At 63.4% G+C, this 26,774-nt stretch carries 24 protein-coding genes; 7 read left to right on the forward strand and 17 right to left on the reverse strand.

Going from position 1 to position 26,774, the window contains the following annotated elements; all coding sequences use genetic code 11:
- Window positions 1-31: 31 nt before the first annotated feature.
- Both mfd and ACWKV7_RS02315 read left to right on the forward strand, forming a co-directional pair.
- Window positions 32-3,478 carry a transcription-repair coupling factor gene (gene mfd, locus ACWKV7_RS02310; protein WP_483856013.1) on the forward strand — a complete coding sequence of 1,149 codons (3,447 nt, stop codon included), beginning with the start codon at window positions 32-34 and terminating at the stop codon, window positions 3,476-3,478.
- Between the two features lie 11 nt (window positions 3,479-3,489).
- Entirely contained in the window at window positions 3,490-4,014 is a 525-nt protein-coding gene (locus ACWKV7_RS02315; protein WP_483856014.1) for a CsiV family protein, read from the forward strand.
- 57 nt (window positions 4,015-4,071) lie between these two features.
- Here ACWKV7_RS02315 and ACWKV7_RS02320 read toward each other — a convergent pair whose 3' ends face one another.
- From ACWKV7_RS02320 to ACWKV7_RS02335, 4 genes are read right to left on the reverse strand one after another with little or no spacing between them, the layout of a single operon-like run.
- Window positions 4,072-4,809, reverse strand: coding sequence for an S-methyl-5'-thioinosine phosphorylase (locus tag ACWKV7_RS02320; protein WP_483856015.1), 738 nt, complete (start codon window positions 4,807-4,809; stop codon window positions 4,072-4,074).
- Window positions 4,810-4,819: 10 nt separating this feature from the next.
- Window positions 4,820-5,818 (reverse strand): beta-N-acetylhexosaminidase, encoded by a 999-nt coding sequence (gene nagZ / locus ACWKV7_RS02325; protein ID WP_483856276.1) that lies wholly within the window; start codon window positions 5,816-5,818, stop codon window positions 4,820-4,822.
- 24 nt (window positions 5,819-5,842) lie between these two features.
- Window positions 5,843-6,367: a L,D-transpeptidase family protein gene (locus tag ACWKV7_RS02330; RefSeq protein WP_483856016.1), complete on the reverse strand. Its 525-nt coding sequence runs from the start codon at window positions 6,365-6,367 to the stop codon at window positions 5,843-5,845.
- 48 nt (window positions 6,368-6,415) lie between these two features.
- A complete protein-coding gene (locus tag ACWKV7_RS02335; protein WP_483856017.1) occupies window positions 6,416-7,123 on the reverse strand; it encodes a TetR/AcrR family transcriptional regulator in 708 nt (235 codons plus the stop codon).
- 262 nt (window positions 7,124-7,385) lie between these two features.
- On the opposite strand from ACWKV7_RS02335, the gene lexA reads away from it, so the two are divergent.
- Window positions 7,386-7,994 carry a transcriptional repressor LexA gene (gene lexA, locus ACWKV7_RS02340; RefSeq protein WP_483856018.1) on the forward strand — a complete coding sequence of 203 codons (609 nt, stop codon included), beginning with the start codon at window positions 7,386-7,388 and terminating at the stop codon, window positions 7,992-7,994.
- Between the two features lie 10 nt (window positions 7,995-8,004).
- Entirely contained in the window at window positions 8,005-8,469 is a 465-nt protein-coding gene (gene sulA / locus ACWKV7_RS02345; RefSeq protein ID WP_483856019.1) for an SOS-induced cell division inhibitor SulA, read from the forward strand.
- A gap of 46 nt (window positions 8,470-8,515) precedes the next feature.
- On the opposite strand, the gene ACWKV7_RS02350 is transcribed toward sulA, so the two are convergent.
- The 6 genes from ACWKV7_RS02350 to fadB form a co-directional block, all read right to left on the reverse strand.
- The gene (locus tag ACWKV7_RS02350; RefSeq protein ID WP_483856020.1) at window positions 8,516-8,752 is read right to left on the reverse strand and encodes a hypothetical protein; all 237 of its coding nucleotides are present in this window, start codon (window positions 8,750-8,752) and stop codon (window positions 8,516-8,518) included.
- Between the two features lie 72 nt (window positions 8,753-8,824).
- On the reverse strand, window positions 8,825-9,343 hold the full coding sequence (locus ACWKV7_RS02355) for a DUF6586 family protein (RefSeq protein WP_483856021.1): 519 nt from the start codon (window positions 9,341-9,343) through the stop codon (window positions 8,825-8,827).
- A gap of 93 nt (window positions 9,344-9,436) precedes the next feature.
- The gene (gene topA / locus ACWKV7_RS02360; RefSeq protein ID WP_483856022.1) at window positions 9,437-12,043 is read right to left on the reverse strand and encodes a type I DNA topoisomerase; all 2,607 of its coding nucleotides are present in this window, start codon (window positions 12,041-12,043) and stop codon (window positions 9,437-9,439) included.
- Between the two features lie 113 nt (window positions 12,044-12,156).
- Window positions 12,157-12,384 (reverse strand): DUF1653 domain-containing protein, encoded by a 228-nt coding sequence (locus ACWKV7_RS02365; protein WP_483856023.1) that lies wholly within the window; start codon window positions 12,382-12,384, stop codon window positions 12,157-12,159.
- 75 nt (window positions 12,385-12,459) lie between these two features.
- Window positions 12,460-13,635, reverse strand: coding sequence for an acetyl-CoA C-acyltransferase FadA (fadA, locus tag ACWKV7_RS02370; RefSeq protein WP_483856024.1), 1,176 nt, complete (start codon window positions 13,633-13,635; stop codon window positions 12,460-12,462).
- A gap of 29 nt (window positions 13,636-13,664) precedes the next feature.
- Window positions 13,665-15,812, reverse strand: a complete 2,148-nt coding sequence (gene fadB / locus ACWKV7_RS02375) for a fatty acid oxidation complex subunit alpha FadB (protein ID WP_483856025.1) — start codon at window positions 15,810-15,812, stop codon at window positions 13,665-13,667.
- A 450-nt stretch (window positions 15,813-16,262) separates the two neighbouring features.
- On the opposite strand from fadB, the gene ACWKV7_RS02380 reads away from it, so the two are divergent.
- Complete coding sequence (locus tag ACWKV7_RS02380) at window positions 16,263-17,072, forward strand: hypothetical protein (RefSeq protein WP_483856026.1); 810 nt, start codon at window positions 16,263-16,265, stop codon at window positions 17,070-17,072.
- Between the two features lie 101 nt (window positions 17,073-17,173).
- Here the strand turns inward: ACWKV7_RS02380 and ACWKV7_RS02385 are convergent, their stop codons facing one another.
- Window positions 17,174-17,608 (reverse strand): hypothetical protein, encoded by a 435-nt coding sequence (locus ACWKV7_RS02385; protein ID WP_483856027.1) that lies wholly within the window; start codon window positions 17,606-17,608, stop codon window positions 17,174-17,176.
- A gap of 80 nt (window positions 17,609-17,688) precedes the next feature.
- On the opposite strand from ACWKV7_RS02385, the gene ACWKV7_RS02390 reads away from it, so the two are divergent.
- On the forward strand, window positions 17,689-18,129 hold the full coding sequence (locus tag ACWKV7_RS02390) for a universal stress protein (RefSeq protein WP_483856028.1): 441 nt from the start codon (window positions 17,689-17,691) through the stop codon (window positions 18,127-18,129).
- Window positions 18,130-18,174: 45 nt separating this feature from the next.
- On the opposite strand, the gene ACWKV7_RS02395 is transcribed toward ACWKV7_RS02390, so the two are convergent.
- The gene (locus ACWKV7_RS02395) at window positions 18,175-18,861 is read right to left on the reverse strand and encodes a DUF6901 family protein (RefSeq protein ID WP_483856029.1); all 687 of its coding nucleotides are present in this window, start codon (window positions 18,859-18,861) and stop codon (window positions 18,175-18,177) included.
- 20 nt (window positions 18,862-18,881) lie between these two features.
- Window positions 18,882-20,789 carry an ATP-binding cassette domain-containing protein gene (locus ACWKV7_RS02400; RefSeq protein ID WP_483856030.1) on the reverse strand — a complete coding sequence of 636 codons (1,908 nt, stop codon included), beginning with the start codon at window positions 20,787-20,789 and terminating at the stop codon, window positions 18,882-18,884.
- 187 nt (window positions 20,790-20,976) lie between these two features.
- Between ACWKV7_RS02400 and ACWKV7_RS02405 the strand changes: the two genes are divergently transcribed.
- Window positions 20,977-22,905, forward strand: coding sequence for a transglycosylase SLT domain-containing protein (locus ACWKV7_RS02405; protein WP_483856031.1), 1,929 nt, complete (start codon window positions 20,977-20,979; stop codon window positions 22,903-22,905).
- A 29-nt stretch (window positions 22,906-22,934) separates the two neighbouring features.
- Here the strand turns inward: ACWKV7_RS02405 and ACWKV7_RS02410 are convergent, their stop codons facing one another.
- The 4 genes from ACWKV7_RS02410 to ACWKV7_RS02425 all read right to left on the reverse strand — a co-directional run bounded on the left by ACWKV7_RS02410 (window position 22,935) and on the right by ACWKV7_RS02425 (window position 26,764).
- Window positions 22,935-24,713, reverse strand: a complete 1,779-nt coding sequence (locus ACWKV7_RS02410) for an ABC transporter ATP-binding protein (RefSeq protein ID WP_483856032.1) — start codon at window positions 24,711-24,713, stop codon at window positions 22,935-22,937.
- Window positions 24,706-25,338 carry a DsbA family protein gene (locus ACWKV7_RS02415; protein WP_483856033.1) on the reverse strand — a complete coding sequence of 211 codons (633 nt, stop codon included), beginning with the start codon at window positions 25,336-25,338 and terminating at the stop codon, window positions 24,706-24,708. The genes ACWKV7_RS02410 and ACWKV7_RS02415 overlap by 8 nt, the downstream gene beginning before the upstream one ends.
- A gap of 64 nt (window positions 25,339-25,402) precedes the next feature.
- A complete protein-coding gene (trhO, locus tag ACWKV7_RS02420) occupies window positions 25,403-26,341 on the reverse strand; it encodes an oxygen-dependent tRNA uridine(34) hydroxylase TrhO (protein ID WP_483856034.1) in 939 nt (312 codons plus the stop codon).
- Window positions 26,342-26,464: 123 nt separating this feature from the next.
- The gene (locus tag ACWKV7_RS02425; RefSeq protein WP_483856035.1) at window positions 26,465-26,764 is read right to left on the reverse strand and encodes a BolA family protein; all 300 of its coding nucleotides are present in this window, start codon (window positions 26,762-26,764) and stop codon (window positions 26,465-26,467) included.
- Window positions 26,765-26,774: the final 10 nt, after the last annotated feature.

A 26,774-nucleotide genomic window follows, 5' to 3' on the forward strand; every position in this document is an offset into this window, starting at 1 on the left:
CCCGGCCCTGTGTCACGACCGCGAGCTTCCCGTGTCCGTACTGCGCCTCCCGAGACTGCCTGCCGCCGCCAGCAAGCAACACTGGGGCAACCTGCCCGGTGCCGCCCTGTCCCTGGCGATCGCCGAGACCGCCAGCGCCGCCAGCCGCTTCACGCTGCTACTGACCGACGGCAGCCAAAGCGCCGAGCGCCTGGAGCAGGAGCTGGCGTTTTTCGCGCCGGACCTGCCAGTGCTGCATTTCCCGGACTGGGAAACCCTGCCCTACGACGTTTTCTCGCCGCATCAGGACATCATTTCCGAGCGCATCGCCGCGCTCTATCGCCTACCGGAACTGACCCACGGCATTCTGGTAGTGCCGATCAGCACCGCCCTACACCGCCTGGCTCCACCGCGCTTCCTGCTCGGCTCCAGCCTGGTGCTCGATGTCGGCCAGACGCTCGACGTCGAGCAGATGCGCCTGCGTCTGGAAGCCGCCGGCTACCGTTGCGTGGATACCGTCTACGAGCATGGCGAGTTCGCCGTGCGCGGTGCACTGATCGACCTGTTTCCGATGGGCAGCCCCCTGCCCTACCGCATCGACCTGTTCGACGACGAAATCGAGACGCTGCGCACCTTCGATCCGGAAACCCAGCGCTCGATCGACAAGGTGGACTCGATCCGCCTGCTGCCTGCCCGCGAATTTCCGCTGGAGAAGAAGGCCGTCACCGATTTCCGCGGTCGCTTCCGCGAGCGCTTCGACGTGGACTTCCGCCGCTGCCCGGTCTACCAGGATCTGGCCAGCGGCATCACCCCGGCGGGCATCGAGTACTACCTGCCGCTGTTCTTCGAAGAGACCGCCACCCTCTTCGACTATCTGCCGCAAGACACCCAGGTGTTTTCGCTGCCCGGCATCGAACAGGCCGCCGAACAGTTCTGGAACGACGTGCGCAACCGCTACGAGGACCGCCGCATCGATCCGGAGCGCCCCATCCTGCCGCCCGCCGAGCTGTTCCTGCCGGTGGAGGACTGTTTCGCGCGCCTGAAGAGCTGGCCGCGGGTGGTCGTCAGCCAGCAGGACGTGGAGCCGGGCATCGGCCGCGAGCGCTTTCCGGCACAGCCGCTGCCCGAGCTGGCCATCGAAGCCAAGGCCAGCGAACCGCTCGGCGCCCTGCGCCGCTTCCTCGACCAGTTCCCCGGCCGCGTGCTGTTCAGCGCGGAGTCCGCCGGGCGTCGCGAAGTGCTGCTGGAGCTGCTCGCCCGACTGAAACTCAAGCCGCTGGAAGTCGAAGGCTGGCCGCAGTTCCTCGCCAGCCCGGAACGCCTGGCCATCTGCATCGCCCCCCTGGACGAAGGACTGCTGCTGGAAGACCCCGGCATCGCCCTGGTCGCCGAAAGTCCGCTGTTCGGCCAGCGCGTGATGCAGCGTCGCCGGCGCGAGAAGGCGCGCGACGGCGGCGACAATGTGATCAAGAACCTCACCGAGCTGCGCGAAGGCGCGCCGGTGGTGCATATCGACCATGGCGTCGGCCGCTACCTGGGCCTGGTCACTCTGGAGATCGACGGGCAGAACGCCGAGTTCCTCGCCCTCGAATACGCTGATGACGCCAAGCTCTACGTACCCGTCGCCAGCCTGCACCTGATTGCCCGCTACACCGGCAGCGACGATGCCTTGGCGCCGCTGCACAAACTTGGCTCGGAAACCTGGCAGAAGGCCAAGCGCAAGGCCGCGGAGCAGGTACGCGACGTAGCAGCCGAGCTGCTGGATATCTACGCCCGCCGCGCGGCCCGCGAAGGCTATGCGTTCAAGGACCCGGCGGCAGACTACGCCACCTTCAGCGCTGGCTTCCCCTTCGAGGAGACTCCCGACCAGCAGGCCGCCATCGAGGCGGTGCGCGAGGACATGCTCGCTGCGAAGCCGATGGACCGCCTGATCTGCGGCGATGTCGGCTTCGGCAAGACCGAGGTGGCAATGCGCGCCGCCTTTATCGCCGTGCACAGCGGCCGACAGGTAGCGGTACTGGTACCGACCACCCTGCTCGCCCAGCAGCACTACAACAGTTTTCGCGACCGCTTCGCCGACTGGCCGGTCACCGTCGAGGTGATGAGCCGCTTCAAGTCCGCCAAGGAGGTCGAAAGCGCGATGCAGCAACTTGCCGAGGGCAAGGTGGACATCGTCATCGGCACCCACAAGCTGCTGCAGGATGACGTCAAGTTCAAGAATCTTGGCCTGGTGATCATCGACGAAGAGCACCGATTCGGCGTGCGACAGAAGGAGCAGCTCAAGGCGCTGCGCAGCGAGGTAGACATCCTCACCCTCACCGCTACGCCGATTCCGCGCACGCTGAACATGGCGGTGGCAGGCATGCGCGACCTGTCGATCATCGCCACACCGCCGGCACGCCGCCTCTCCGTGCGTACTTTCGTCATGGAACAGCAGAACGCCGTGATCAAGGAGGCACTGCTGCGGGAGTTGCTTCGCGGAGGGCAGGTCTACTACCTGCACAACGAGGTGAAGACCATCGAGAAGTGTGCCCGCGACCTGGCCGAGCTGGTACCGGAGGCACGCATCGCCGTCGGTCACGGGCAAATGCGCGAGCGCGAACTGGAACAGGTGATGAGCGACTTCTATCACAAGCGCTTCAACGTGCTGATCGCCTCGACCATCATCGAGACCGGCATCGACGTGCCGAGCGCCAACACCATCATCATCGAGCGGGCCGACAAGTTCGGCCTGGCACAGCTGCATCAACTCCGCGGCCGCGTCGGCCGCAGTCACCACCAGGCCTACGCCTACCTGCTCACTCCGCCGCGCAAACAGATGACCCCGGACGCGGAAAAGCGCCTGGAAGCCATCGCCAATGCCCAGGACCTCGGTGCCGGTTTCGTCCTCGCGACCCACGACCTGGAAATCCGCGGCGCAGGCGAACTGCTCGGCGAGGGCCAGAGCGGGCAGATCCAGGCCGTCGGCTTCACGCTATACATGGAAATGCTCGAGCGGGCCGTGAAGGCCATTCGCAAGGGCGAGCAACCGAACCTGGAGCAACCGCTCGGCGGCGGACCCGAGGTCAACCTGCGCATTCCGGCGCTGATACCGGACGATTACCTGCCGGACGTGCATGGCCGCCTGATTCTCTACAAGCGCATCGCCTTGGCGGTCGACGAGGAGGGCCTGAAGGAGCTGCAGGTGGAAATGATCGATCGCTTCGGCCTGCTGCCAGAACCGGCGAAGAACCTGGTGCGCCTGACGCTGCTCAAGCTGCAAGCGGAAAAGCTCGGCATCAGGAAGATCGATGCCGGACCGCAAGGCGGACGTATCGAGTTCGCCGCAGACACCTGCGTTGACCCGCTGGTGCTGATCAAGCTGATTCAAGGCCAACCGAATCGCTACAAGTTCGAAGGCGCCACCCTGTTCAAATTCCAGGTGCCGATGGAGCGCCCGGAAGAACGCTTCAATACACTGGAGGCGCTGCTCGAACGCCTCGCTCCACCCTCTGCTTAAAGGACTGATTCATGCGTGCCTTCCGCCACTTTGCCCTGCTGCTCGCCCTTCTCGCCCCGGCCGCTTTCGCCGATGGCCTGTATCAGGTCGAACTGATTGTCTTCCGCCAAGCCGGCGAACCGGTGCTCGCCAGCCAGCCGGCACCGGACGACTGGTCCGCCGGCGCTCAACTGCTATCTTCGCAAAACGAGCGCTCGACTCTGCTCGACAGCGAGGCCGCCAAGCTGAATCCGAACAACGGCTATCAGGTGCTGCTGCACCAGGCCTGGCAGCAGAGCCTCGGCGACCAGCCGTCCACCGTAGCCCTGAGCGCGGGCGAAGGGCAATTCGGCCACCATCCCGTCGAAGGTACGCTGACGCTCCAACAGGGACGCAGTACAGACTTCTCGGCCAACCTCTGGATCAACCGGTTCGACGACAGCGGCCTGCTCACCGAAAGCGAAAGACTCAAGCAAAGCGCCCGCGTGAAGACCGGCGAGCTTACCTACATTGACCACGGCAACCTGGGCTTGTTGGTCCGCATCAGCCGGCTCTGAAACCATTAATGAAAGAGGGCCGCGCAAGCGGCCCTTATCCCCTTCCCCAGCTGGACATCACCCTGCCAGGACGCGCTTCAGGGTCGCCTTGACCTTACCCATGCCCTGCTCCAAGGCCCGCTCGATCTCCGCCATGGTGATCTGGGCGGTCGACTTGCCAGCCGCCGGATTCACGACCAACGCCAAGCAGGCATAGGGCAACGCCAGCTCGCGTGCCAGGACCGCCTCCGGCATACCGGTCATCCCGACGATATCGCAGCCGTCCCGCTCCATGCGCGCGATCTCCGCGGCCGTTTCCAGGCGCGGGCCCTGGGTGCAGCCATAGACGCCGTGACCGCTATGGGAACAGCCCTCGGCCATCAGCGCCGCCACCAGCTTCTCGCGAAGGACGTCGTCGTAGGGATGACTGAAGTCGACATGGGTCACATGCTCCAGCTCGCCCTCATAGAAGGTGTGGGCACGTCCCGAGGTGTAGTCGATGACCTGATGGGGCACGCAGAAATGCCCGGTCCCCATCGCCGCATGAATGCCGCCTACCGCGTTCACCGCGAGAATCGCATTGGCACCGGCCTGCTTGAGCGCCCAGACGTTGGCGCGATAGTTGACCTGGTGCGGAGGAATACGGTGCGGCTGCCCATGGCGGGCGAGGAACAGCACCTCGCGACCCGCATAGACACCGCGCAGGATATCCGCCGAAGGCGCGCCAAAAGGCGTATCCATCGGCAAGGCTTCTTCAATGGTCAGACCTTCCAGCTCGGTCAGACCGGTGCCACCGATAATGGCGTAGACAGTCATTGGTTCTTCCTTAGTCGATCAAATGGGCGGCCCGCAGGGCGCCAAGGGCAGCGAGCCAGCGGGGATCCTGGCGATATTCGAGGGACGGCCAGGCGCTGCGACGCATGCGCGCCAGCCGCTCGGACGGCCTTGCCTTGAGCCGCTGCAAGGCACACAAGGCAAGCTCGGCGGCAGCACGGTCGTTGCACACCAGCCCCATGTCGCAGCCGGCGCCAAGCGCCGCCTCGATGCGCCCGGCGGCATCGCCAGCCACTTGGGCACCCGCCATGGACAGGTCGTCGCTGAAGATCACCCCGGAAAACTTCAGCTCGCCCCGCAGGATGTCCCGCAACCAACGCCGGGAAAATCCTGCGGGCTGCGCATCGACCTGAGGATAGATCACATGGGCCGGCATCACGGCATCCAGCTGGGCAGCCAGACGGGCGAAAGGCAGCATGTCGACGGCACGAATCTGCTCCAGGCTGCGCTCATCGGTGGGAATTGCCACGTGCGAGTCGGCCTCGGCCCAGCCATGCCCGGGGAAATGCTTGCCGGTGCAGGCCATGCCTGCCGCGCGCATGCCGCGAATGAACGCCGCAATCAGTTGCGAGGCCCGCTCGGGGTCGCTCTCGAAGGCACGGCTACCGATCACCGCGCTGCGCTGGTGGTCGAGGTCCAGCACCGGCGCGAAGCTGAAATCCAACCCTGCAGCCAACACTTCGGTGGCCATCAGCCAGCCGACTTGCTCGGCAAGCCCCGCCGCATCGGGGGTGTCGGCAATCGCACGCATCGCCGGCAGGCGCAGGAAGCCCTGGCGCAAGCGCTGCACGCGCCCGCCCTCCTGATCCACTGCGAGCAGAATATCCGGACGCACGGCACGAATCGCTTCACACAGCTCGCGCACCTGACGCGGATGCTCGATGTTGCGGCCGAACAGGATCAGCCCACCCACTTCGGGTTGACGCAGCAACTGCCGATCCTCGGCGGTCAGCCAGGTGCCGCCGACATCCAGCATCAAAGAGCCTTGCAGGCTTGAAGTCATACAGAGAAATCCTTAACCGAGTTCTGCCGCGGCCCAGTCCGGACACGGCGCGTCTTCGATACGCACGGGGCAGTGCAGCGGCACCCGCTCATAGAGCTCCAGCAGGTCGGCATTGCGCACGCGCACGCAACCATGGGAGCCGGGCACGCCCATGGGCTCACTGTCCGGCGTGCCATGCAAATAGACATAGCGGCGAAAGGTATCGACCTCGCCGAGCCGATTGCGCCCCGGCTCGCAGCCACTGAGCCAGAGAATGCGCGTCAGTATCCAGTCGCGCCCAGGGAACTGCCGGTGCAGATCTGGCGTCCAGACTTCACCGGTCCAGCGCCGGCCACGCAGCACCGCCCCCTCCGGTAGGCCATCGCCGATCTTGGCCCGCACTTGGTGCAAGCCCCGCGGCGTGCAGCCGGATCCATTGCGTTCGCCTCCGCCATTGGTGGCAGTGGAAACCGGAAGGCGAAGCAGCAGGCGACCGTCGGCGAAGCCATAGAGGCGCTGGTCGGCAAGGGAAACATGGAGAAAATCGAGGGGGCGCATGGGCCGCTAGCTTAGCCGATCAGACCGGCCAGCGCCCACACCGAAACATCAAAGCTTGGCGGTCGCCGCCGTCGCCTTGCTGCGCGGCTTCAATTGCGCCGTGGCGAGACGCTCATCGCTGACGCCGCTCTCCGCGCGCATGCCCGCAGCCAGGAACGGCACCATCAGCCGCATGACCTGTTCGATCGAGGTGTTCACTCCGAAATCATTCTCGGCAATGGCACGCAGCGCCTTAATACCGGACATGCTGAACGCCGCCGCGCCGAGCATGAAATGCACCCGCCAGAACAGTTCGATCGGCGGAATGCGCGGCGCGGCCTCATGCACCAATTGCATGTAGCGACGGAATACCTTGCCGTACATATCTTCCAGATAGCGACGCAGGTGCCCCTGACTCTGGCTGAAAGCCAGGCCCAGCAAGCGCATGAAGATTGAAAGATCGTTACCACTGCGAGGCTTAACCGCCAGGGCCTGTTCCACCAGTATTTCCAGAAGCTCTTCCAGACTGGCCCTGGACTCAGGCTTGGCCTGGCGGCGATCGAGTTCCTTTTCCAGGCTGACGCAGAACGGCCCGAGAAAGCGAGAGAAAACCGCCTGGATCAAGGCCTTCTTCGAACCGAAGTGATAATTGACCGCAGCCAGGTTGACCCCGGCTTTGCTGGTAATCAACCGAAGCGAAGTCTCGGCAAAGCCCTTCTCCGCGAACAGTTGTTCAGCGGCATCGAGAATGCGCTCGACGGTTTCTGATTGGGCCATGACTACTCACCTGACAAACACTTGTTTGAAACATACGTTTCAGCCCGTCGCCTTGTCAAGTCACAGAGTCCGATTTTGGCTGACCGGTCAGGGACATCGACCGCATGCGCAATAAAAGCGAGACGACCGGTCGCGGCAATAGGTTACACCTCCCACCTCGTTCGCGGTCTGGGCAAATCGATCGCCGGAAAAATAGAAGATTGCCAAGCCTCGATCACTGTATATAATCCCAGCAACTGTATAAAAAGACAGAGCCCACGACATGCTGAAGCTGACGCCCCGCCAGAGCGAGATCCTCGCCTTTATCAAGCGCTGCATCGAAGACAACGGCTACCCGCCAACCCGCGCAGAGATCGCCCAGGAACTTGGCTTCAAATCACCCAATGCCGCCGAGGAACACCTGAAGGCACTGGCACGCAAGGGCGCCATCGAGATGACACCCGGTGCCTCACGAGGCATTCGCATACCTGGATTCGAGCCCAGCAGCGAAACCGACGGATTACCAGTGATCGGTCGCGTAGCCGCCGGCGCTCCCATCCTGGCTCAGCAAAATATCGAGGACTCCTGCAAGATCAACCCGTCTTTTTTCCATCCTCGCGCCGACTACTTGCTGCGGGTTCGCGGTATGAGCATGAAAGACATCGGGATTTTCGACGGGGACTTGCTGGCCGTGCACAGCACTCCGGAAGCGCGCAACGGCCAAGTCGTGGTCGCGCGACTGGACGACGAGGTTACGGTGAAGCGCTTCAAGCGTGAGGGCGACAAGGTCTGGCTGATCGCCGAGAACCCCGAGTTCGCTCCGATCGAGGTGGATCTGCAGCAGCAGGACCTGGTGATAGAAGGTTTGAGCGTCGGCGTTATTCGCCGCTAGAGGAACGGTCATGCTGTATCAACAGACGCTTGAGCGCACACAACTGCCCCTGTTCGGCACCTTTCTAACCCCAAGGGAAGCAACTCCATCGCCGAAGGAGATGACGGATATCGGCTCGCCTGCCTTCAGCGAACTGGCATTGAGTGGAGCAGCCGGCCATTGCCTGCACCTGCTGGCACCGATCTTGCGCGAACTGAGCGAGGAAGCCGATGCGCGCTGGCTGACGCTGATCGCACCCCCAGCCAGCCTCACGCAGAGCTGGTTGCGGGAAGCCGGGCTGAATCGCGAGCGCATTCTGCTCCTTCGGCCACGCGGCAGCCAGAGCGCGACCGAACTGGCTTGCGAAGCGCTACGCCTGGGCCGCAGCCATACGGTAGTGAGCTGGCTGGCTCCGCTCTCATCACAAACAAGACAGCGACTGGCTGCGAGCGCCACTGAGGGCAATGCGCAAAGCCTGAATATTTGCCTGGGCTGAAAAACCCATATGCACAAGGATGTGCACCGCTTGAAGCGTGATCCGCTCAGTGCAGGACTCGCGCGCCCTCATCCTCTCGCTCGAAGTCGCCTTCAGCCAAACGGCCGGCCATCTGCACGCCGACGTTCAACATGGCTTTGGCAACCTCCACATGATGACCTTGCAAGAAGGCCTTGGCATCGGCGGAGAAATCCAAGGTGACCAATGCCTCTTCGTCATCTGCGCGACGCAATGCAATGCGCCCGTCGGGCAGTTCTACGATTTCCAGGAAGGAGGTGGGCATAGGTCAGTTCTCAGGCAAAGGCCCCCTATTGTACCAGCCGATACCGCCAGGCCCTAGCCCGGTGCGGCCCGTTCAGCACTCCGTGAGGGTTTCCCGAAAACGCAGCGCCAGCTCCTTTAGACGTTGGCGCCAGTCTTCCAGCTGCTCACGCGCCAGCGGCTGCTCCTGCTCGTCGAGGCTTATCGCTTGGATCAGCGGCAAGCCTGGATCATGCTTGGCCTTCCTGGGCGGCTTCGGCGGCAGGAACAATGCGTCATAGGCAGCTAGCAGCTGCGCCAGCCAGGTTTCCGGCTGTTGCGTCAATTCCACCAACTCCGCCAACTCCGGGCTCGGGGCCGCGTCCAGCACAGACTGGGTCAACAAAGACTCGGCACGCTCTGCATCAGCCTCAGGCAGGCGATAGAAGCCGGCGATTTCATGGCAAAGGCCCAGCACAGCGCCATACAGGTGGAACAGCGAGGCCTCGCGCTCGGCCTGGATCAGCGCTTGCGCATTCATGGCACGACCGGCTTCGGCCTGGCGCCAGGCATCCAGCGCCAGTCCAGCGAAATACAGCTTCTGGTTGGTTCGGGTATAGAGCTCGTGGGCCATTGCGGCAGCCTCCGATGGGGATGATCGCTGACCGCCCGGTCGGGCGGTTAATCGACTATACGCGCGCCCGCCACGGGCGCGCGTAGGGCACGATCAGCGCTTGTCTTCGACCTTCCACTTGCCGCCGTCGTAGAACGCTCGCCAGCCCGTGGGCTTGCCGTCCACTTCGGACTGCACATACTGCTCCTTGGTCTTGCGGCTGAAGCGGATCACCGCCGGACGGCCGTCCGGGTCTTTCTGCGGTGCACTGAGCAGGAAATGGTACTTGGGGTCCAGCTCATCCTTGTGTGGAACGATTTCGCTTACCAGTGGCGCACGGGTTTCGCGATTCTTCGGAAACTGGCTGGCGGCGAGGAACAATCCGGACGCCCCGTCACGCAGCACGTAGACGTCATCGACCTTCTCGCACTTGAGTTCCGGCATTTTGATCGCATCCATCTTCGGCGGCGCCGGCTCGCCACTCTTCAGCAGCTTGCGGGTGTTCTTGCAACTCGCATTGGTGCAGCCGAAGAACTTGCCGAAGCGACCGGTCTTCAATTGCATCTGACTGCCGCACTTATCGCACTCCAGGCTCGGCCCCTCGTAACCCTTGATGCGGAACTGCCCTTGCTCGACCTCGTAGCCGGCGCAATCCGGATTGTTGCCGCAGATGTGCAGCTTGCGCGTTTCATCCAGCAGATAGGCATCCATGGCCGTGGCACAGATCGGGCAGCGATGCTTGCCTAGCAGCACGCGGGATTCGGATTCGCCCTCATCGTCCGCTGCAATCTCATCGCCGGGAATCAGGTTGATGGTGGCCTTGCACCGTTCCTTGGGTGGCAGGCTGTAGCCCGAGCAGCCGAGGAACACCCCGGTGGATGCGGTGCGGATCATCATCGGCCGTCCGCACTCGCGACAGGCAATGTCAGTCAGCGTCGGCTGGTTTGCACGCATGCCGCTGTCGGCTGCCTCGGCGACTTCCAGCTTGGTCTTGAAATCGCCATAGAACTCGTCGAGCAAGTGCTTCCAGTCGCGCTCGCCCTGGGCGACATCGTCCAGGTTCTCCTCCATGCCGGCGGTGAAGCCGTAGTCCATCAGGTGGGAAAAGCTTTCCGAGAGCCGGTCGGTGACGATATCGCCCATCTTCTCCGCATAGAAACGACGATTGTGCAGCGCGACGTAGCCACGCTCCTGGATGGTCGAGATGATCGCCGCGTAGGTCGAAGGACGGCCAATGCCCCGCTTTTCCAACTCCTTGACCAAGCTGGCTTCGGAGTAACGTGCCGGCGGCTTGGTGAAGTGCTGGCTGGGGTCAAGCTTGAGCAGCCTGAGCACTTCGCCTTCCTTCATTTCCGGCAGCACGTCGTCCTCGCCGGGCTTGCTCTGTGCCGGCAGGACGCGGGTGTAGCCGTCGAACTTGAGAATGCGGCCCTTGGCGCGCAGCTCGAAGTCGCCCGCCGCCACGCTGACGGTGGTGGAGAGGTATTCTGCGGGAGGCATCTGGCAGGCGACGAACTGGCGCCAGATCAGCTCATACAGGCGCTCGGCATCGCGCTCCATGCCGGAAAGCTGGTTCGGCCGCAGATTGACGTCCGAGGGGCGAATTGCTTCGTGGGCTTCCTGTGCGCCCTCCTTGCTGGAATAGACATTGGGCTTGGCCGGCAAGTATTTCTGGCCGAATTCGTCCTCGATGAACCCGCGCACCATGCCAATGGCATCGGCGGAGAGGTTGGTCGAGTCGGTACGCATGTAGGTGATGTAGCCCGCCTCGTAAAGGCGCTGGGCCATCATCATGGTCTTCTTCACGCCAAAGCCGAGTCGATTGCTCGCCGCCTGCTGCAGGGTCGAGGTAATGAACGGCGCCGAAGGCTTGCTGCTGGTCGGCTTGTCTTCGCGCTTGGCCACGCTGTAGCTGGAGGCTTTTAGCTTCTCCAGTGCAGCCATCGCCTGGGCTTCATTGAGCGGCTTGAAGGCCTGGCCTTTCTCCCGCGCCACTTCGAAGCGCACCTTGGCGTCCTTGGCGGTGCCGAGGTCGGCGTGGATCTCCCAGTACTCTTCCGGCACGAACGCGCGGATCTCGCGCTCGCGCTCGACCACCAGCTTCACCGCAACCGACTGCACGCGCCCAGCGGACAGGCCGCGGGCGATCTTCTGCCAGAGCAGCGGCGAGACCATGTAGCCGACGACGCGATCAAGAAAGCGCCGCGCCTGCTGGGCGTTGACGCGATTGATATCCAACTCTCCCGGCGCGGAGAAAGCCTCCTGGATAGCCTTCTTGGTGATCTCGTTGAACACCACGCGCTTGTAGCGGCTGTCGTCGCCACCAATGGACTCGCGCAGGTGCCAAGCGATGGCCTCCCCTTCGCGATCCAAGTCGGTTGCGAGATAGATGGTATCGGCATCCTTGGCCAGTCGGCGCAGCTCCTCGATGACCTTCTCCTTGCCAGGAAGAATCTCGTACTTGGCTTTCCAGCCATGCTCGGGATCGACGCCCATACGGGAGAACAACTGGCGTTTGGCCTTTTCCTTGGGCGAGAGGGCCGGCGCCTCGGCGGCGGCCTTGCCACGCTTGGCCGGTTCCTTGGCGGCGCTGGCCGAGCCGCTGGTAGGCAGATCGCGAATATGGCCGATGCTCGATTTCACCACGTACTGGCTGCCCAGATACTTGTTGATGGTCTTGGCCTTGGCCGGGGATTCCACGATGACCAGCGATTTGCCCATGGATCGGAAAGTTCCTGAATTCGAGAGGTGAAAGGCGGGAGGCGCCTGACGCGGCACCGCTATATATAGTGGCAGTCAAGCCGAGGTCAAGCTTGGCGCAAGGTCAATGCCGCTCAGAAGCGGCTGTTCTCTGCCTGCACGAGGGCGAAGCGCGGCACGCTTTCGCCGTCCAGCTCGACGCTTTCGCTGAACATGCTCAGCGGCCTTACCCAGAGGCCATATTCGCCGTAGAGCGCTTGGTAGACCACCATCTGCTCTTCCGTCTCGGAATGCCGGGCCACGCCGAATACGCGATACTCCGGACCTTTGTAGTGGCGATAAATGCCAGGCTGTAGCTGCATTGCATGGCTCCTGGGTTAAAACCGCTAAAAACAAAAACCGGGGCACTAGGCCCCGGCTTCACATCGACGAAATCCTTACAGGCGTTCGAAGATGGTGGTGATGCCCTGACCGAGGCCTACGCACATGGTAGACACACCGAAGGTACCACCGTTCTGCTTCATGACATTGAGCAGAGTGCCAGAGATACGGGCACCGGAGCAACCGAAGGGGTGGCCCAAGGCGATGGCGCCGCCGTGCAGGTTGACCTTCTGCTCCATCTTATCGAGCAGTTTCAGGTCTTTCAGAACCGGCAGGGCCTGGGCGGCGAAGGCTTCGTTCAGCTCGACGAAGTCGATGTCGTCCATGGTCAGGCCGGCACGCTTGAGCGCCTTCTGGGTGGACGGCACCGGGCCGTAGCCCATGATCGCCGGATCGACACCGGCCACGGCCATGGCGCGAACCACGGCCATCGGCTGGATGCCCAGATCCTGGGCGCGCTGGGCGCTCATGACGATCATGCAGGAAGCGCCGTCGGTGATCTGCGAGGAAGTACCCGCGGTCACGGTGCCGCCTTTCGGATTGAACGCCGGCTTCAGCTGCGCCAGGCTTTCGACGGTGGTTTCCGGACGAATGGTTTCGTCGTAGTCGAAGACTTTCAGGAAACCGTTCTCGTCGTAGCCTTGCATCGGGATGATTTCATCCTTGAACTTGCCTTCGACGGTGGCCTTGTGGGCCAGGCGATGGGAACGCTCGCCGAACTGGTCCTGTTGCTCGCGGCTGATGCCGTGCATCTTGCCGAGCATTTCGGCGGTCAGGCCCATCATGCCCGACGCCTTGGCGGCGTACAGGGACAGATGCGGGTTCGGATCGACGCCGTGCATCATGCCGACGTGACCCATGTGCTCCACACCACCGATGACGAACACGTCGCCATTGCCGGTCTGGATCGCCTGCACGGCAGTGTGCAGGGCGCTCATGGAGGAACCGCACAGACGGCTGACAGTCTGGCCAGCGCTGGTGTGCGGGATCTGGGTCATCAGCGACGCCATGCGTGCGATGTTCCAGCCCTGCTCCAGGGTCTGGTTGACGCAGCCCCAGATCACGTCTTCCACCTCGGCCGGATCGACCTTGGCGTTGCGCTCCAACAGCTTGCTGATCAGGTGCGCCGACATGTCCTCGGCACGGGTATTGCGGTGCATGCCACCCTTGGAACGGCCCATCGGGGTGCGGCCGAAGTCGACAATGACGGCGTCTCTCGGATTCAGGCTCATATATTTCGCTCTCGCTCTGTTCGTTCCGATTAACCGAAGAAGCTCTGGCCGTTGGCGGCCATCTCACGCAGCTTCGCGGTCGGGTGGTACAGCGGGCCCAGTTCGGCGTACTTGTCGGCCAGGGCCACGAATTCGGCTACACCGATGCTGTCGATGTAACGCAGCGCACCACCACGGAAGGGCGGGAAGCCGATGCCGTATATCAAGCCCATGTCGGCTTCGGCAGCGGTTTCGACGATGCCGTCTTCCAGGCAACGGACGGTTTCCATGCACAGCGGAATCATCATGAAGTTGACGATGTCTTCGTCGGTCAACTCACGCTGCTCGCTGACGATGGACTTCAGCAATTCGTAAGCCTGCGGGTCGGAGACCTTCTTCGGCTTGCCGCGCTTATCCATTTCGTAGGCGTAGAAGCCCTTGCCGTTCTTCTGGCCCAGGCGGTTGGCTTCGTACATGACGTCGACCGCGGTGCGGCCTTCGACAGCCATGCGATCCGGGAAGCCCTCGGCCATTACATCACGGCCGTGGTGGCCGGTGTCGATGCCGACCACGTCGGACAGGTAGGCCGGGCCCATGGGCCAGCCGAACTTCTCCATGACCTTGTCGATGCGCACGAAGTCGACACCGAACTCGAGCAGCTTGGAGAAGCCGCCGAAGTACGGGAACAGCACGCGGTTGACCAGGAAGCCAGGGCAGTCGTTGACCACGATCGGCGTCTTGCCCATTTTCTTGGCGTAGGCGACGGTGGTGGCAATGGCGGTTTCGCCGGACTTCTCGCCACGGATGACCTCAACCAGCGGCATCATGTGCACCGGGTTGAAGAAGTGCATGCCGCAGAAGTTTTCCGGGCGCTTGAGCGCCTGGGCCAGCAGGCTGATGGAGATGGTAGAGGTGTTGGAAGTCAGGATCGCATCCTCCTTCACCAGGCCTTCCACCTCGGACAGCACGGCTTGCTTGACCTTGGGGTTCTCGACCACGGCTTCGACGACGATGTCGACGTTACCGAAATCGCCGTAGGACATGGTCGGACGGATGGCGTTGAGGGCTTCGGCCATCTTCGCGGGGGTCAGGCGGCCTTTCTCGACGCGCTTGCCGAGCAGTTTAGAGGCCTCGGTCAGACCCATCTGGATACCCTCTTCGCGGATATCCTTCATCAGGATCGGAGTGCCCTTGACGGCGGACTGGTAGGCGATGCCGCCACCCATGATGCCGGCGCCGAGCACGGCGGCCAGCTTCACGTCCTTGGCGATTTCGTCGTACTGCTTGGCCTTCTTCTTCAGTTCCTGGTCGTTGAGGAACAGACCGATCAGGCTTTCGGCGACGGACGTCTTGGCCAGTTTCACGAAGCCGGCGGCTTCGGTTTCCAGGGCCTTGTCGCGACCGAAGTTAGCCGCTTTCTGGATGGTCTTGATCGCCTCGACCGGAGCCGGGTAGTTCGGACCGGCCTGACCGGCGACGAAGCCCTTGGCGGTCTCGAAAGCCATCATCTGCTCGATGGCGTTGAGCTTGATCTTTTCCAGCTTCGGCTGACGCTTGGCCTTGTAATCCAGCTCGCCGGAGATGGCGCGCTTGACCAGGTCCAGCGCCGCGGCCTGCAGCTTGTCGGCGGCGACCACGGCATCGACGGCGCCTACTTTCAGCGCGTCGGCAGCCTTGTTTTCCTTACCGGAAGCGATCCACTCGATGGCATTGTCGGTACCGATCACGCGCGGCAGGCGCACGGTACCGCCGAAGCCAGGGTAGATGCCCAGCTTGACTTCCGGCAGGCCAACCTTGGCGGATTCGGCCGCGACACGGTAGTCGCCGGCCAGGCACATTTCGAAGCCGCCACCCAGAGCGATGCCATTGATGGCAACCACGGTGGGAACATTGAGGTCTTCGAAGTCGCTGAAGATCTTGTTGGCTTCGAGGTTGCCGGCAACCAGCTCTTCGTCGGGCAGCTTGAAGTTGTCGACGAATTCGGTGATGTCGGCGCCGACGATGAACACGTCCTTGCCGCTGGTGACGATCACGCCCTTGACTGAGGCATCCGCCTTGATGGCATCCACCGCCTGACGCAGTTCGTTCAGGGTGAGACGGTTGAATTTGTTGACGGACTCACCCTTGAGGTCGAACTGCAGTTCGACGATGCCACTCTCAAGAGCCTTAACCGTGATGGCTTTACCTTCGTAAATCATCAACTGATCTCCACGGTATGGAAGCTGAACTGTACACGTCGGACGCCAACCAGGGACTCACTCACGGCGCAGCCGTCGAGGATAGTCCCAAACCGTCTGGCACACCCGCCAACGCGATATTCGGACTGTTTTGCGAGTCGCCGCCCGCAGGCAAACGCTCAATTCATACGCCCGTTTGATTTGGGTGTGCACACCTTCAGGGAAAAGCGCCGAATTGTCAATCGGGCTGCTCGGACACATCTGGAGCGGGACCGGCGTGGCGGCCGATGCGGTAGCCCAGCATTGGCATTTCGGCCAGACAAAATGGGCAAATAGCCGTGAACTGGTGCACATCTGGTAAAAGCGGATAGCTCGGGTTAGAGTCGCCGCAACACAGCATTCCGCTCGACTGTGACACAAGAACAACAAGATGCGGCCCCGCCAACGGCCGTGACACGGAGTAATAGCCCCATGCCAAGCCGTCTGCTTGCCGCCATTCTCAGCGCCTTGCTCGCCTTCGCCTCCCCCGCGTTCGGCAAGGACAGCGACCCGGCCACCAGCCTGCTCAAATTGCATCAGCTGCGACTGATCACGCTGAAGAGCCTGGGTGACTTCTATATGTACATGGGCATGGAAGGCGACCTGCGCTACGCGCGCATGATCGACCAGTCCCTGCAGGACGCCGACAGCCACCTCAAGGCCATCGGCGAGATGCCGGGAGGAGCCTCCAAGGCGCTACGCATCCGCCTCGACCAGCAATGGAAGGACTACCAGGGCCTGCTGAAGAGCCTGGTCGCCACCCTCAAGACGCAAGGTTTCACCGACCTGCAACCGATCGCCGACCTCTATGGACGCAACCAGGAACTGCTGAAGTCGAGCAACGAGTTGTACGGGAAGATCCAGCAGGAAAGCGGCAGCAAGGTGCCGCCCCTGATCCAGCAGAGCCGCGAGCAGAGTCTGCTGATGCAAACCATCGCCTTGGACTATGCTTCACGCAGTGCCTCGGTCGGCGCCACCTTCTTCGGCGGCAACGAAGGCAAGGCCATCGACGAACTCGCCCGAGAATTCGCAACGGAGTTGGCGAGCCTGGAGCAGGCGCCGCAAAACACCGCGCAGATCAAGCAGGAGCTCGGCGAGGTCGGCGTCAAGTGGCGCTATATCGAGAAGTCGCTGACCAACTACAACGAGAACAGCGTGCCGTTCCTGATCAACAAGTATTCGGATCGCATCATCGAAGGCTTGGAAAGCGTCTCCGCCCAGTACGCCGCGGCCCAGCCCTGACGCTGTTACCGACCACCCAGCTTATCCGGCCTGCCTGGCCTGACTTCCAGCCCGGTGCTCCCACCGGGCATTTTCTTGCCTGCATCGGACGCACCGTCGACTCAGGCCAGCGCCTTGAGCAGCGCGGCGATACGCTGCAATGCCTCCGGCCCGCTGCGCTCACCCCAGCACAACGCAACCATCTGCGGCCCAGCCTCGACCTTGTAGACATCCTCCGGCAACGCAGCCAACAGATCCAGCAAAGCGTTGTCGACACAGGGCTCACGCCAGCGATTCAGCCACTGCCCCGGCTCCGCCTGCCAGTAGCACCAACTATCAGCGCGACCGGCCAGCCTGGGTCGATGATATTGCGCGCAGGGATCGGGCGGCGTGCGTGGCAACCAGTGAGGCCATTCCTGGCGCGACAGCTGCATGGACAGCCCCATGCGCCGGGCAGCGAGGCGCTGCTCCATCTGCCCGCGCTGGCGCCGCGAAGGCACCAGCCAGGCAAGCGGGCTCAGCAGCAGTGCAAGCAACAGGAGAATCCACAGCGCCACGGTTTACCCCAAAAATCTGTTAAGTATGGCCAGGAAGGCCATACTTGAATGAATTCGCCAAATACAAAGGAGACTGTCCCATGCCCTACCAGCACATCCTGGTTGCCGTCGACCTGACCGACGAGTGCCACCCAGTGATGCTCCGCGCCCAGGATCTGGCCAAGAGCAATCAAGCCCGATTGTCGCTGGTGCATATCGTCGAGCCGATGGCCATGGCGTTCGGCGGCGATGTTCCGATGGATATTTCCATGCTCCAGCAGCAACAGTTCGAGCAGGCCCGGGAACGGCTGGACAGCTTTGCCGGCCGCTATGCCGAACTCAGCCCCGACCACCGCCACCTCGCCTACGGCCAGCCGCGCCAGGAAATCCACCGACTGGCCACCGAGCAGGGCTGCGACCTGATCGTGGTCGGCAGCCATGGTCGCCATGGTCTTGCCCTGCTGCTCGGCTCGACCGCCAACGATCTGCTGCATGGCGCACCATGCGATGTGCTGGCCGTACGCCTGAGCAAGCCCGAGTAATGGGCCAAAGGCTGCATCGCCCGCTGCTGGGTGTCGATGCAGCCGTTATTCCAGCGAATCCCCTGCACTCATCACCAGCGGCCGGATCTTCTGCAACTGGGTTTCCAGCGAGTAGGTCATGCTCGACGACAGAGAGAAGAACGACAGGAAAGCCTTGAGGTTGGAGTCGCCCTCGCAGGTATCGTGAATGCGCTGCCAGAATGCCTGGTTGACCAGTTGCAGTTGCTGGAACAGCCGCACCAGCCCTTTCAGTTCCCAGTCCGCGTGGCGCCCCTCGCGAAAGTTGAAATACTGCCGGGACAGGTAGAGCGACACCGCCCGCAGGATGAACTCCTGGTTGCTGGCAAACGGCAGGTGGTTGTAGGCCATCGGCTTCAGCCTGCCAAGTACCGGACAAGCACTGGTGGCCATGATCACACCGAGCAGGGAGCGCAGCCCTTCCTCCAACCCCACCTCCTTGGTGTATTCACGCTCCGCCGTGCGTACCCACACCCGTGCCCGCTTGAAAGCCGGCAGCCCCTGGAAGTCCTCGATCACCCGGTGCAAATCCACCGCCGCCGGGCAATGGCTGAACTCTTCCTTGCGCAGCGGGCAGTTGCTGCACTGCTGGTGCTCCAGACGCGTCCACTTCGGTGCCTGTCGGGCAGTCTCGCTGTCGTAGACGCGTTCCGGCTCGATGCGGTAGCTGAAGTCGTGGTCATCATCCAGGGTGATGCGGTACTCAATAGCCATGCATGTCTCCGACAGGCTGATTAGGCTTCCAACTCGGCCCAGCGCTCGATCAACTGGTCCAGTTCCTGCTGCAGGCTATCGAGGCGAGCCAGGCTGGCGCTGGTCTCATCCGCCGGCCGCTGATAGAACGCCGGATCGGCGATCTGCTCTTGCAAAGCGGCCAGTTCGCCTTCGAGAACATCGATGCGCTCTGGAATCGCCTCCAACTCCCGTTGCAACTTGTAGCTCAGTTTCTTCTTCGGTGCCGCCGGCGATTCGACGGGCGCGGCGACCGGTGCCTCGGCCTTAGCCACCTCGCCCTTCTCCGGCTTGCTTTCACCCACGCCCAGCAAACGCGGCGAGCCGCCTTGACGCAGCCAGTCCTGATAGCCACCGACGTATTCGCGAACGCGCCCTTCGCCCTCGAACACCAACGTGCTGGTCACCACATTATCCAGGAAGGCACGGTCATGGCTGACCATCAGCACGGTTCCCTGGAAGCCCAGCAGCACTTCCTCGAGCAGCTCGAGGGTTTCCACATCGAGGTCGTTGGTCGGCTCGTCCAGCACCAGCAGGTTGGCTGGCTTGCTGAACAGTTTGGCCAGCAGCAACCGGGCACGCTCGCCACCCGACAACGCCTTGACCGGCGTGCGCGCACGCTGCGGGCTGAACAGGAAGTCGCCGAGATAGCTCAGCACATGCCGGCTCTGGCCATCGATGACGATGAAGTCGCGACCCTCCGAGAGGTTGTCGATCACCGTTTTTTCCAGGTCCAGTTGGTGACGCAGTTGGTCGAAGTAGGCGACTTCCAGCTTGGTACCGACTTCGATCGTGCCGCTGGTCGGCTGCAGATCGCCGAGCAGCAGCTTGAGCAGCGTGGTCTTGCCAGTGCCGTTGGCGCCGAGCAGACCGATGCGGTCGCCGCGCTGCAGCACCAGGGAGAAGTCGCGAATCAGCGGTACACCGCCGGCATGGGCGAAACTGACGTGCTCGGCGACGATCACCTGCTTGCCGGATTTCTCCGCCGTGTCGAGCTGGATATTCGCCTTGCCCTGACGCTCGCGACGCTCGCTGCGCTCGGCACGCATCGCCTTCAGTGCGCGCACCCGGCCCTCGTTGCGGGTACGCCGCGCCTTGATGCCCTGGCGAATCCAGACTTCTTCCTGGGCCAGGCGTTTATCGAAGAGCGCATTGGCGGTCTCTTCCGCAGCCAGTTGCTGCTCCTTGTGCACCAGGAAGCTGGCGTAGTCGCCGTTCCAGTCGATCAGGTGGCCGCGGTCCAGTTCGAGAATGCGCGTCGCCAGGTTCTGCAGGAAGGAGCGGTCGTGGGTGATGAACAGCACGGCACCGCCAAAGCCCATCAACGCCTCTTCCAGCCAGGCGATAGCGCCGATGTCGAGGTGGTTGGTAGGTTCGTCGAGCAGCAGCAAGTCGGGTTCGGAAACCAGGGCCTGGGCCAGCAGCACACGGCGACGCCAGCCGCCGGAAAGCTCGGCAAGGGTCTTGTCGGCGGGCAGTTGCAGGCGACTGAGGGTGCTGTCCACCAGTTGCTGCAGGCGCCAGCCATCCTTCGCTTCCAGATCGTGCTGGACGTGCATCAGCTTTTCCAGGTCGGCGTCGCTGTGGATGTTCTGGCTGAGATGGTGGTACTGGGCGAGCAACTCGCCGACCCCGGAGAGGCCTTCGGCCACCACGTCGAAGACGGTGCGGTCGTCGGCACGCGGCAGCTCCTGTGGCAATTCGCCGATCTTGAGTCCCGGCGCCCGCCAGATTTCGCCGTCATCGGCGCTCTGCTCACCCTTGACCAGCCGCAGCATGCTGGATTTGCCAGTGCCGTTGCGGCCGATGATGCATACCCGCTCGCCGCGGGCGATCTGCCAGGAGACCCGCTCCAGCAGCGGCATGGCGCCGTAGGCAAGGGAAACATCGGCGAATTTGAGCAGGGTCATGGGGCGTCTCCAACAACTGGGCGCGCATTCTACCTGAGCGGAAGCCACAACAAGACCATGCTGGCCTTTTTTCATCATGCAAATGCCCGCCGGACGACGCTTTCACCCTTTCCGGGCAACAGCTAAGCTAGGTGCATTCGGCGTCGGCACCCGGCGCTACTTGGCGTTCATCTTGTCCGGAAGTGTCATGCGCGGCTGTCTGTTTAGTCTGGTTCTCTGCCTGTTTTTCTCCACCCCCCCCTTCGATACCGCCCATGCGACCACCCTTGCGCAGCAGCGTCAGTACTACGACGAGGCCAAGCGCGCGCTGGCCAAGGGCGACAGCGGCCCCTACAAGCGCTATGCCGCTGCCCTGCGGGACTACCCGCTGACGCCCTACCTGGCTTACGACGAGCTGACCGCCCGTCTGAAATCGGCCAGCAACGACGAAATCGAGAAATTCCTCGCCGAGCACGGCGACCTGCCCCAGGCGAGCTGGATGAAGCTGCGCTGGTTGCGCTGGCTGGCGGAGCGCGGCGAGTGGAAGACCTTCATCAACCACTACGACCCGACTCTGAACTTCACCGAACTGGATTGCTTGTATGGCCAGTACCAGCTCGGCCACGGGCTCAAGACCGAAGGCTTTGCCACCGCCGAGAAGCTCTGGCTGGTGGGCAAGTCGCAACCCGAAGCCTGCGACCGTCTGTTCGACCGCTGGGCAGCCGAGGGCCAACTGACCGAGCAGATGTTCTGGAAACGCGCGAAGCTGGCGGCGGAGTCGCGCAACTACGGACTGGCCGGCTATCTGGTCAAGAAGCTCAAGACCCTCGACACGCACGGGAAACTGCTGCTGGAGGTGGCGCAGAAACCCGAACTGCTCAACCAAACGACACGCTTCGCCCCGGCCGACCGGGCGATGGCCGATGTGGTCGGCCTCGGCCTGCGGCGCCTGGGCCGCCAGGACCCGGAAAAAGCGCTGAACCTGCTGGACAGCTATGCCAAGCGCCTGCCCTTCTCGGCCGAGGAAAAGGTGGCGATCGCCCGGGAGATCGGCCTGACCCTGGCCAAGCGCTTCGACGCCCGCGCCCTGAAAGTGATGGCCGAGTACGACCCTGAGCTGCGCGACAACACCGTTTCCGAATGGCGGACACGGCTGCTGTTGCGCCTGGGACGCTGGGGCGAGGCCTACCAACTGACCACCCAACTGCCGCCGGAGCTGGCCGAGAGCAACCGCTGGCGCTACTGGAAGGCACGCAGCCTGCAGCTGGCGCAACCGCAGAGCAAGCAGCCGCTGGCACTGTACCAACCTGTCGCGGGTGAGCGGGACTACTACGGATTTCTCGCCGCCGACCGCATCCAGGCGCCCTACAGCCTCAATAACAAGCCGCTGGTGCTGGATCCCAAGACCGTGCAGAAGGTGCGCAACACCGCTGGCATCCGTCGCGCACTGGAATTCCACGATCGCGGCCAGATCGTCGACGGTCGCCGCGAGTGGTACCACGTCAGCCGTCTGTTCAGCCGCGAGGAGCTGGTGGCCCAGGCCCGCATGGCGTATGACAAGGAATGGTATTTCCCGGCGATCCGCACCATCAGCCAGGCGCAGTACTGGGACGACCTGGACATTCGTTTCCCCATGGCCCACCAGAGCAGCCTGACCCGCGAGGCCAAGGTGCGTGACCTGCATTCAAGCTGGGTCTTCGCCATCACTCGCCAGGAAAGCGCCTTCATGGCCGACGCCAAGTCCCCGGTGGGCGCGATGGGCCTGATGCAACTGATGCCCGCCACCGCCAAGGAGACCGCTCGGCGCTTCAAGATCCCGCTGAGCTCCCCGCAGAAGGCGCTGGACCCGAAGGTCAACATCCAACTGGGCGCCGCTTACCTCAGCCAGATCTACAACCAGTTCGGCGGCAACCGCGTACTCGCCTCGGCCGCCTACAACGCCGGCCCCGGTCGCGTGCGCCAATGGCTCAGGGATGCCAACCACCTGTCCTTCGACGTCTGGGTGGAAACCATTCCATTCGATGAAACGCGCCAGTACGTGCAGAACGTGCTGACCTACTCGGTAATCTACGGACAGAAGCTCAATACACCGCAACCGCTGGTGGATTGGCACGAACGCTACTTCGACGGGCAGTAGCCGGAGCGGCCGGGCCTGCAGAAGCGACCCTAGTGCTGCAGGTGCCCGTAGAGCTTGGCGTAGAGCCCTCCTTCGGCGATCAGCTGCTGGTGATCGCCCTGCTCGGCGATACTGCCGCCATCGAACACCAGCACGCGATCGGCCTGCTTCACCGCGGACAGGCGGTGGGCGATGATCAGCGTGGTGCGGCCATTGAGAAAGCGCCCGAGCGCCTGATGCAGCGCGTATTCTGTGGCGGCATCCAGGGCCGAGGTGGCTTCGTCGAGAATCACCACCTTGGGTTCGGCCAGGACCATGCGGGCGATGGCCAACCGTTGGCGCTGACCGCCCGACAGTCGCACGCCAGAACGGCCGACCACGCTGTCGAGCCCCTGCGGTAACAGGCGAACGGTGTCCGCCAGCTGGGCAACCTCCAGCGCACGCCAGCAGGCCTCGTCGCTGCGCTCGCGCCCCAGGGTGAGGTTGGCCCGCACGCTGTCGTTGAACAGCGCCGGATGCTGCAGCACCACCGCGACATTGTCCCGCACCGTCTCCAGCCCGATTTCCTCCAGCGTCGAGCCGCCGAAGCGAATCGTGCCGGCCTCCGCGCTGTACAGGCCGAGCAATAGCTGCACCAAGGTGCTCTTGCCGCCGCCGCTGGCGCCGACCACCGCCACCTTCTCGCCGGGTGCGATGGAGAGGTCGAGTCCCTCCAGAACCGGCTCGTCGCCATAGGAAAAACGCAGGTCGCTGACCTGAATGCCCACCGTCTCGCGCCCCTTGAACGGGTCCACACCACCGCTATGCCGCGGTTCGTCGCGGCGCGCCAGCAGCTCATTGATGCGCAGCAGCGCGCCGCTGGCGGCGTAGAAGGCGTATTGCAGGCTGAGCAACTGCTCGACCGGCCCGATCATGAACCACAGGTAGCTGAACACAGCCAGCATCTGGCCGATGGACAGATCGGAGAACAGCACCGTGAGCATGGCCGCGGCGCGAAACACATCGATGCCGAACTGGAACAGCAGGCCGCTGGCGCGGCTGGCGGAATCGCTCTTCCATTGCGAGGCCACCGCATAGTCGCGCACCTCCCGCGCCCGGTTGCCCAGGCGCCCCAGGAAGTAGCCCTGGCGATTGCCGGCGCGTACCTCCTGGATAGCCTCCAGGGTTTCGGTGAGCGCCTGGGTGAAGCGCGAGGTGCTGTCGTTTTCCTGCTTCTTCAGGTGCTTGACGCGCTTGCCCAGCTGCACCGTGGCGTAGATCACCAGCGGATTGAACAGCAGGATCAGCAGCGCCAGCTTCCAGTGCATCCATACCAGGATCGCCGCGGTCCCGGCCAGGCTGAGCATGGCGACCAGAAAGCGGCTGAGGGTTTCGCCGACGAACTTGTCGAGGGTGTCCAGATCGGTCACCAGATGGGTGGCGACCGTGCCGCCCCCAAGGCTCTCGTACTCGCCGAGGGAAATGCGCTTGAGGCGCTCGATCAGACGCAGGCGAATGCGATAGACGATGTCCTTCGACAGGCGGGCGAACAGCCGCGCCTGCAGCACATTGAACACCAGGGCGGACACGCGCAGCGTCAGGGTGACCGCCAGCATCAGGCCGATGTAGCCGACGGGGCCCTGCCAACTCTCAGGCAGGACGTTATCCATCACCTTGAGCGCGGCATCGCCTTCGCCCAGCAGCACCTCGTCCACCAGCAGCGGCAACAGCAGCGGGATCGGCACACTACAGAGGGTGGCGAGCACTGCCACCAGGTTGGCTACGATCAGAGCCTTGCGATGACGCAGGGCAAGGCGACGGACCTCCGCCCAGCTCAAGCGATCAGGCATGGGCACCCCGCTCCAGCCAGCGCGCCAGCAGCGGGGCGAGTTCGTTCAATGGCTGGTACCCGTTGGTGAGCAGCGCCAGTTGGCCGCCGCGCTCTGCCAGCAGGGTCGGGAAGCCGGCGATGCCCAGGGCCTGCACCCAGGCGAAGTCGCCGGCGGTGGCCTCGCGCATGGCCACGCTGTCGAAGGCCTCGGCGAATTCGATACGTGGAATGCCGGCCTGCTCGGCCAGCGCCAGCAGCGCACCCGCCTGGGTCACGTTGCAACCCTCTTCGTAGAAGGCCTGCTGGATCAACCGAGTCAGCGGCCACACGCTCTGCTCGTCCAGCGTACGCGCCGCGACCAGCGCCCGGCAGGCGGGCTCGGTATCGTAGACCAGGCCCTCGGGCAAGCCGTCGTGGAAATTGAACAGCTGCCCGGTGGTGGCATTCACCGCCTGCCAGTGGGCCAGGATGCGCACCCGGGCGGCGGGGTCCAGCGCGGCGCACTCCCGGCGCAGGCCACCGACCACCAGATGCAAGGGAACATCTTGCGCCCGCGCTTGCGCGGCCAGGGCTTCCAGCACCGGGGCAAAGCCCCAGCACCAGGAGCACATCGGGTCCATTACGTAGATCAGGCGCGCGCTCATCACTGCTTCTCCGTCGAATGGTTGGCCGCCATGGACCGTCTTGTCGCCAGGACCGCCCGGTCGCTCAGCCGTCCGCGACCTGCCGGGGGTCGCGGCCAATCGGATGCGGCTGGTTGCGCGCCTTGGCCAGCTCGATCTGCTTCTGCCGTTCGCGGGCGCTGGCGCGGGTCTTTTCCGGCAGCGAGCCCCAGCAATGCGGGCAGCTGACGCCCGGCGCGTAATAAGGCGACTGGCGGTCCTCGACCGAGATCGGGTTACGGCAGGCATGGCACTGATCGTAGTCGCCCTCGGAAAGATCGTGGCGCACGGTGACGCGGTTGTCGAAGACGAAGCAGTCGCCACGCCACTTCGATTGCGCCTCGGGTACTTCCTCGAGGTATTTGAGAATGCCGCCTTTGAGGTGGTAGACCTCCTCGAATCCTTCGCCAAGCATGTAGCTGGAGGCCTTCTCGCAGCGAATGCCGCCGGTGCAGAACATTGCCACCTTCTTGTGCCGGGTGGGATCGAAGTGGGCCTTGATGTAGTCCGGGAACTCGCGGAACGACTTGGTTTTCGGATCGACCGCGCCTTCGAAGGTGCCGATGGCCACCTCGTAATCGTTGCGGGTATCGATCAGCAGCACTTCCGGGTCATCGATCAGCGCGTTCCAGTCCTGCGGCTCCACATAGGTGCCGACCCGCTGGTTGGGGTCCACGCCTGGCACGCCGAGGGTGACGATCTCTTTCTTCAGCTTGACCTTGGTGCGATAGAACGGCTGCTCGTCGCAGTAGGATTCCTTGTGGTCGATATCGGCCAGGCGCGGGTCGCGGCCAAACCAGGCAAGCAAGGCATCTATCGCCTGGCGACTACCGGAGACAGTTCCGTTGATGCCTTCCTCGGCGAGCAGCAGGGTGCCCTTGATGCCGTGGTCGATCAGGATTTGCAGCAGGGGTTCGCGCAGCGCGACGTAGTCCGGCAGGGAGACGAACTTGTACAGCGCCGCCACGACGATCTTGTCGGTCATGGAGACTTCCTCAGTGGTCGCCCACGCAAAGGGCGGACCGGGGCAATCGAAACGAAGGCGCCGGCGAAGGCCGGCGCGCCGCGAAGTTTACCCCAGGGGCACGCCTTGGCGCACCCGCGCGCCTCAGTGGTCGAGCTTGCTGCCACCGCGGCAGGTCGGCGAGTCCGGCGCGGCCATCTGCCCCTGCCACTCATCCGGCGTATAGGTATGCAACGCCAGGGCATGGATCTGCCCCATCAGCTCACCCAGGCCGGCATAGACCTTCTGGTGCCGCTTGACCGCATTCAGGTCGACGAATGCCGGGCTGACGATCACTGCCTTGTAGTGGGTTTCCTGCCCACGGCTGTGCAGGTGGCTTTCGTCCAGCACCTCCAGGTGCTGGGGCTCGAGCGCCGCCAGGGCCGCTTCGATACGTTCGCGCATGTTCGCCACG

It is taken from the genome of Zestomonas ipomoeae, from assembly GCF_057128665.1.

Excerpts from the sequence above, each read along its gene's own strand:
- ACWKV7_RS02355 (WP_483856021.1), bottom strand. The coding sequence starts at position 9,343 with ATGGCCCACGAGCTCTATACCCGAACCAACCAGAAGCTGTATTTCGCT.
- ACWKV7_RS02350 (WP_483856020.1), bottom strand. The coding sequence starts at position 8,752 with ATGCCCACCTCCTTCCTGGAAATCGTAGAACTGCCCGACGGGCGCATT.
- ACWKV7_RS02315 (WP_483856014.1), top strand. The coding sequence starts at position 3,490 with ATGCGTGCCTTCCGCCACTTTGCCCTGCTGCTCGCCCTTCTCGCCCCG.
- fadB (WP_483856025.1), bottom strand. The coding sequence starts at position 15,812 with ATGATTTACGAAGGTAAAGCCATCACGGTTAAGGCTCTTGAGAGTGGC.
- topA (WP_483856022.1), bottom strand. The coding sequence starts at position 12,043 with ATGGGCAAATCGCTGGTCATCGTGGAATCCCCGGCCAAGGCCAAGACC.
- lexA (WP_483856018.1), top strand. The coding sequence starts at position 7,386 with ATGCTGAAGCTGACGCCCCGCCAGAGCGAGATCCTCGCCTTTATCAAG.
- ACWKV7_RS02365 (WP_483856023.1), bottom strand. The coding sequence starts at position 12,384 with ATGCAGCTACAGCCTGGCATTTATCGCCACTACAAAGGTCCGGAGTAT.
- ACWKV7_RS02330 (WP_483856016.1), bottom strand. The coding sequence starts at position 6,367 with ATGCGCCCCCTCGATTTTCTCCATGTTTCCCTTGCCGACCAGCGCCTC.
- trhO (WP_483856034.1), bottom strand. The coding sequence starts at position 26,341 with ATGACCGACAAGATCGTCGTGGCGGCGCTGTACAAGTTCGTCTCCCTG.
- ACWKV7_RS02395 (WP_483856029.1), bottom strand. The coding sequence starts at position 18,861 with ATGGCTATTGAGTACCGCATCACCCTGGATGATGACCACGACTTCAGC.
- ACWKV7_RS02335 (WP_483856017.1), bottom strand. The coding sequence starts at position 7,123 with ATGGCCCAATCAGAAACCGTCGAGCGCATTCTCGATGCCGCTGAACAA.
- ACWKV7_RS02415 (WP_483856033.1), bottom strand. The coding sequence starts at position 25,338 with ATGAGCGCGCGCCTGATCTACGTAATGGACCCGATGTGCTCCTGGTGC.
- ACWKV7_RS02400 (WP_483856030.1), bottom strand. The coding sequence starts at position 20,789 with ATGACCCTGCTCAAATTCGCCGATGTTTCCCTTGCCTACGGCGCCATG.
- ACWKV7_RS02410 (WP_483856032.1), bottom strand. The coding sequence starts at position 24,713 with ATGCCTGATCGCTTGAGCTGGGCGGAGGTCCGTCGCCTTGCCCTGCGT.
- ACWKV7_RS02405 (WP_483856031.1), top strand. The coding sequence starts at position 20,977 with ATGCGCGGCTGTCTGTTTAGTCTGGTTCTCTGCCTGTTTTTCTCCACC.
- ACWKV7_RS02425 (WP_483856035.1), bottom strand. The coding sequence starts at position 26,764 with ATGCGCGAACGTATCGAAGCGGCCCTGGCGGCGCTCGAGCCCCAGCAC.
- ACWKV7_RS02390 (WP_483856028.1), top strand. The coding sequence starts at position 17,689 with ATGCCCTACCAGCACATCCTGGTTGCCGTCGACCTGACCGACGAGTGC.
- ACWKV7_RS02320 (WP_483856015.1), bottom strand. The coding sequence starts at position 4,809 with ATGACTGTCTACGCCATTATCGGTGGCACCGGTCTGACCGAGCTGGAA.
- ACWKV7_RS02380 (WP_483856026.1), top strand. The coding sequence starts at position 16,263 with ATGCCAAGCCGTCTGCTTGCCGCCATTCTCAGCGCCTTGCTCGCCTTC.
- sulA (WP_483856019.1), top strand. The coding sequence starts at position 8,005 with ATGCTGTATCAACAGACGCTTGAGCGCACACAACTGCCCCTGTTCGGC.
- fadA (WP_483856024.1), bottom strand. The coding sequence starts at position 13,635 with ATGAGCCTGAATCCGAGAGACGCCGTCATTGTCGACTTCGGCCGCACC.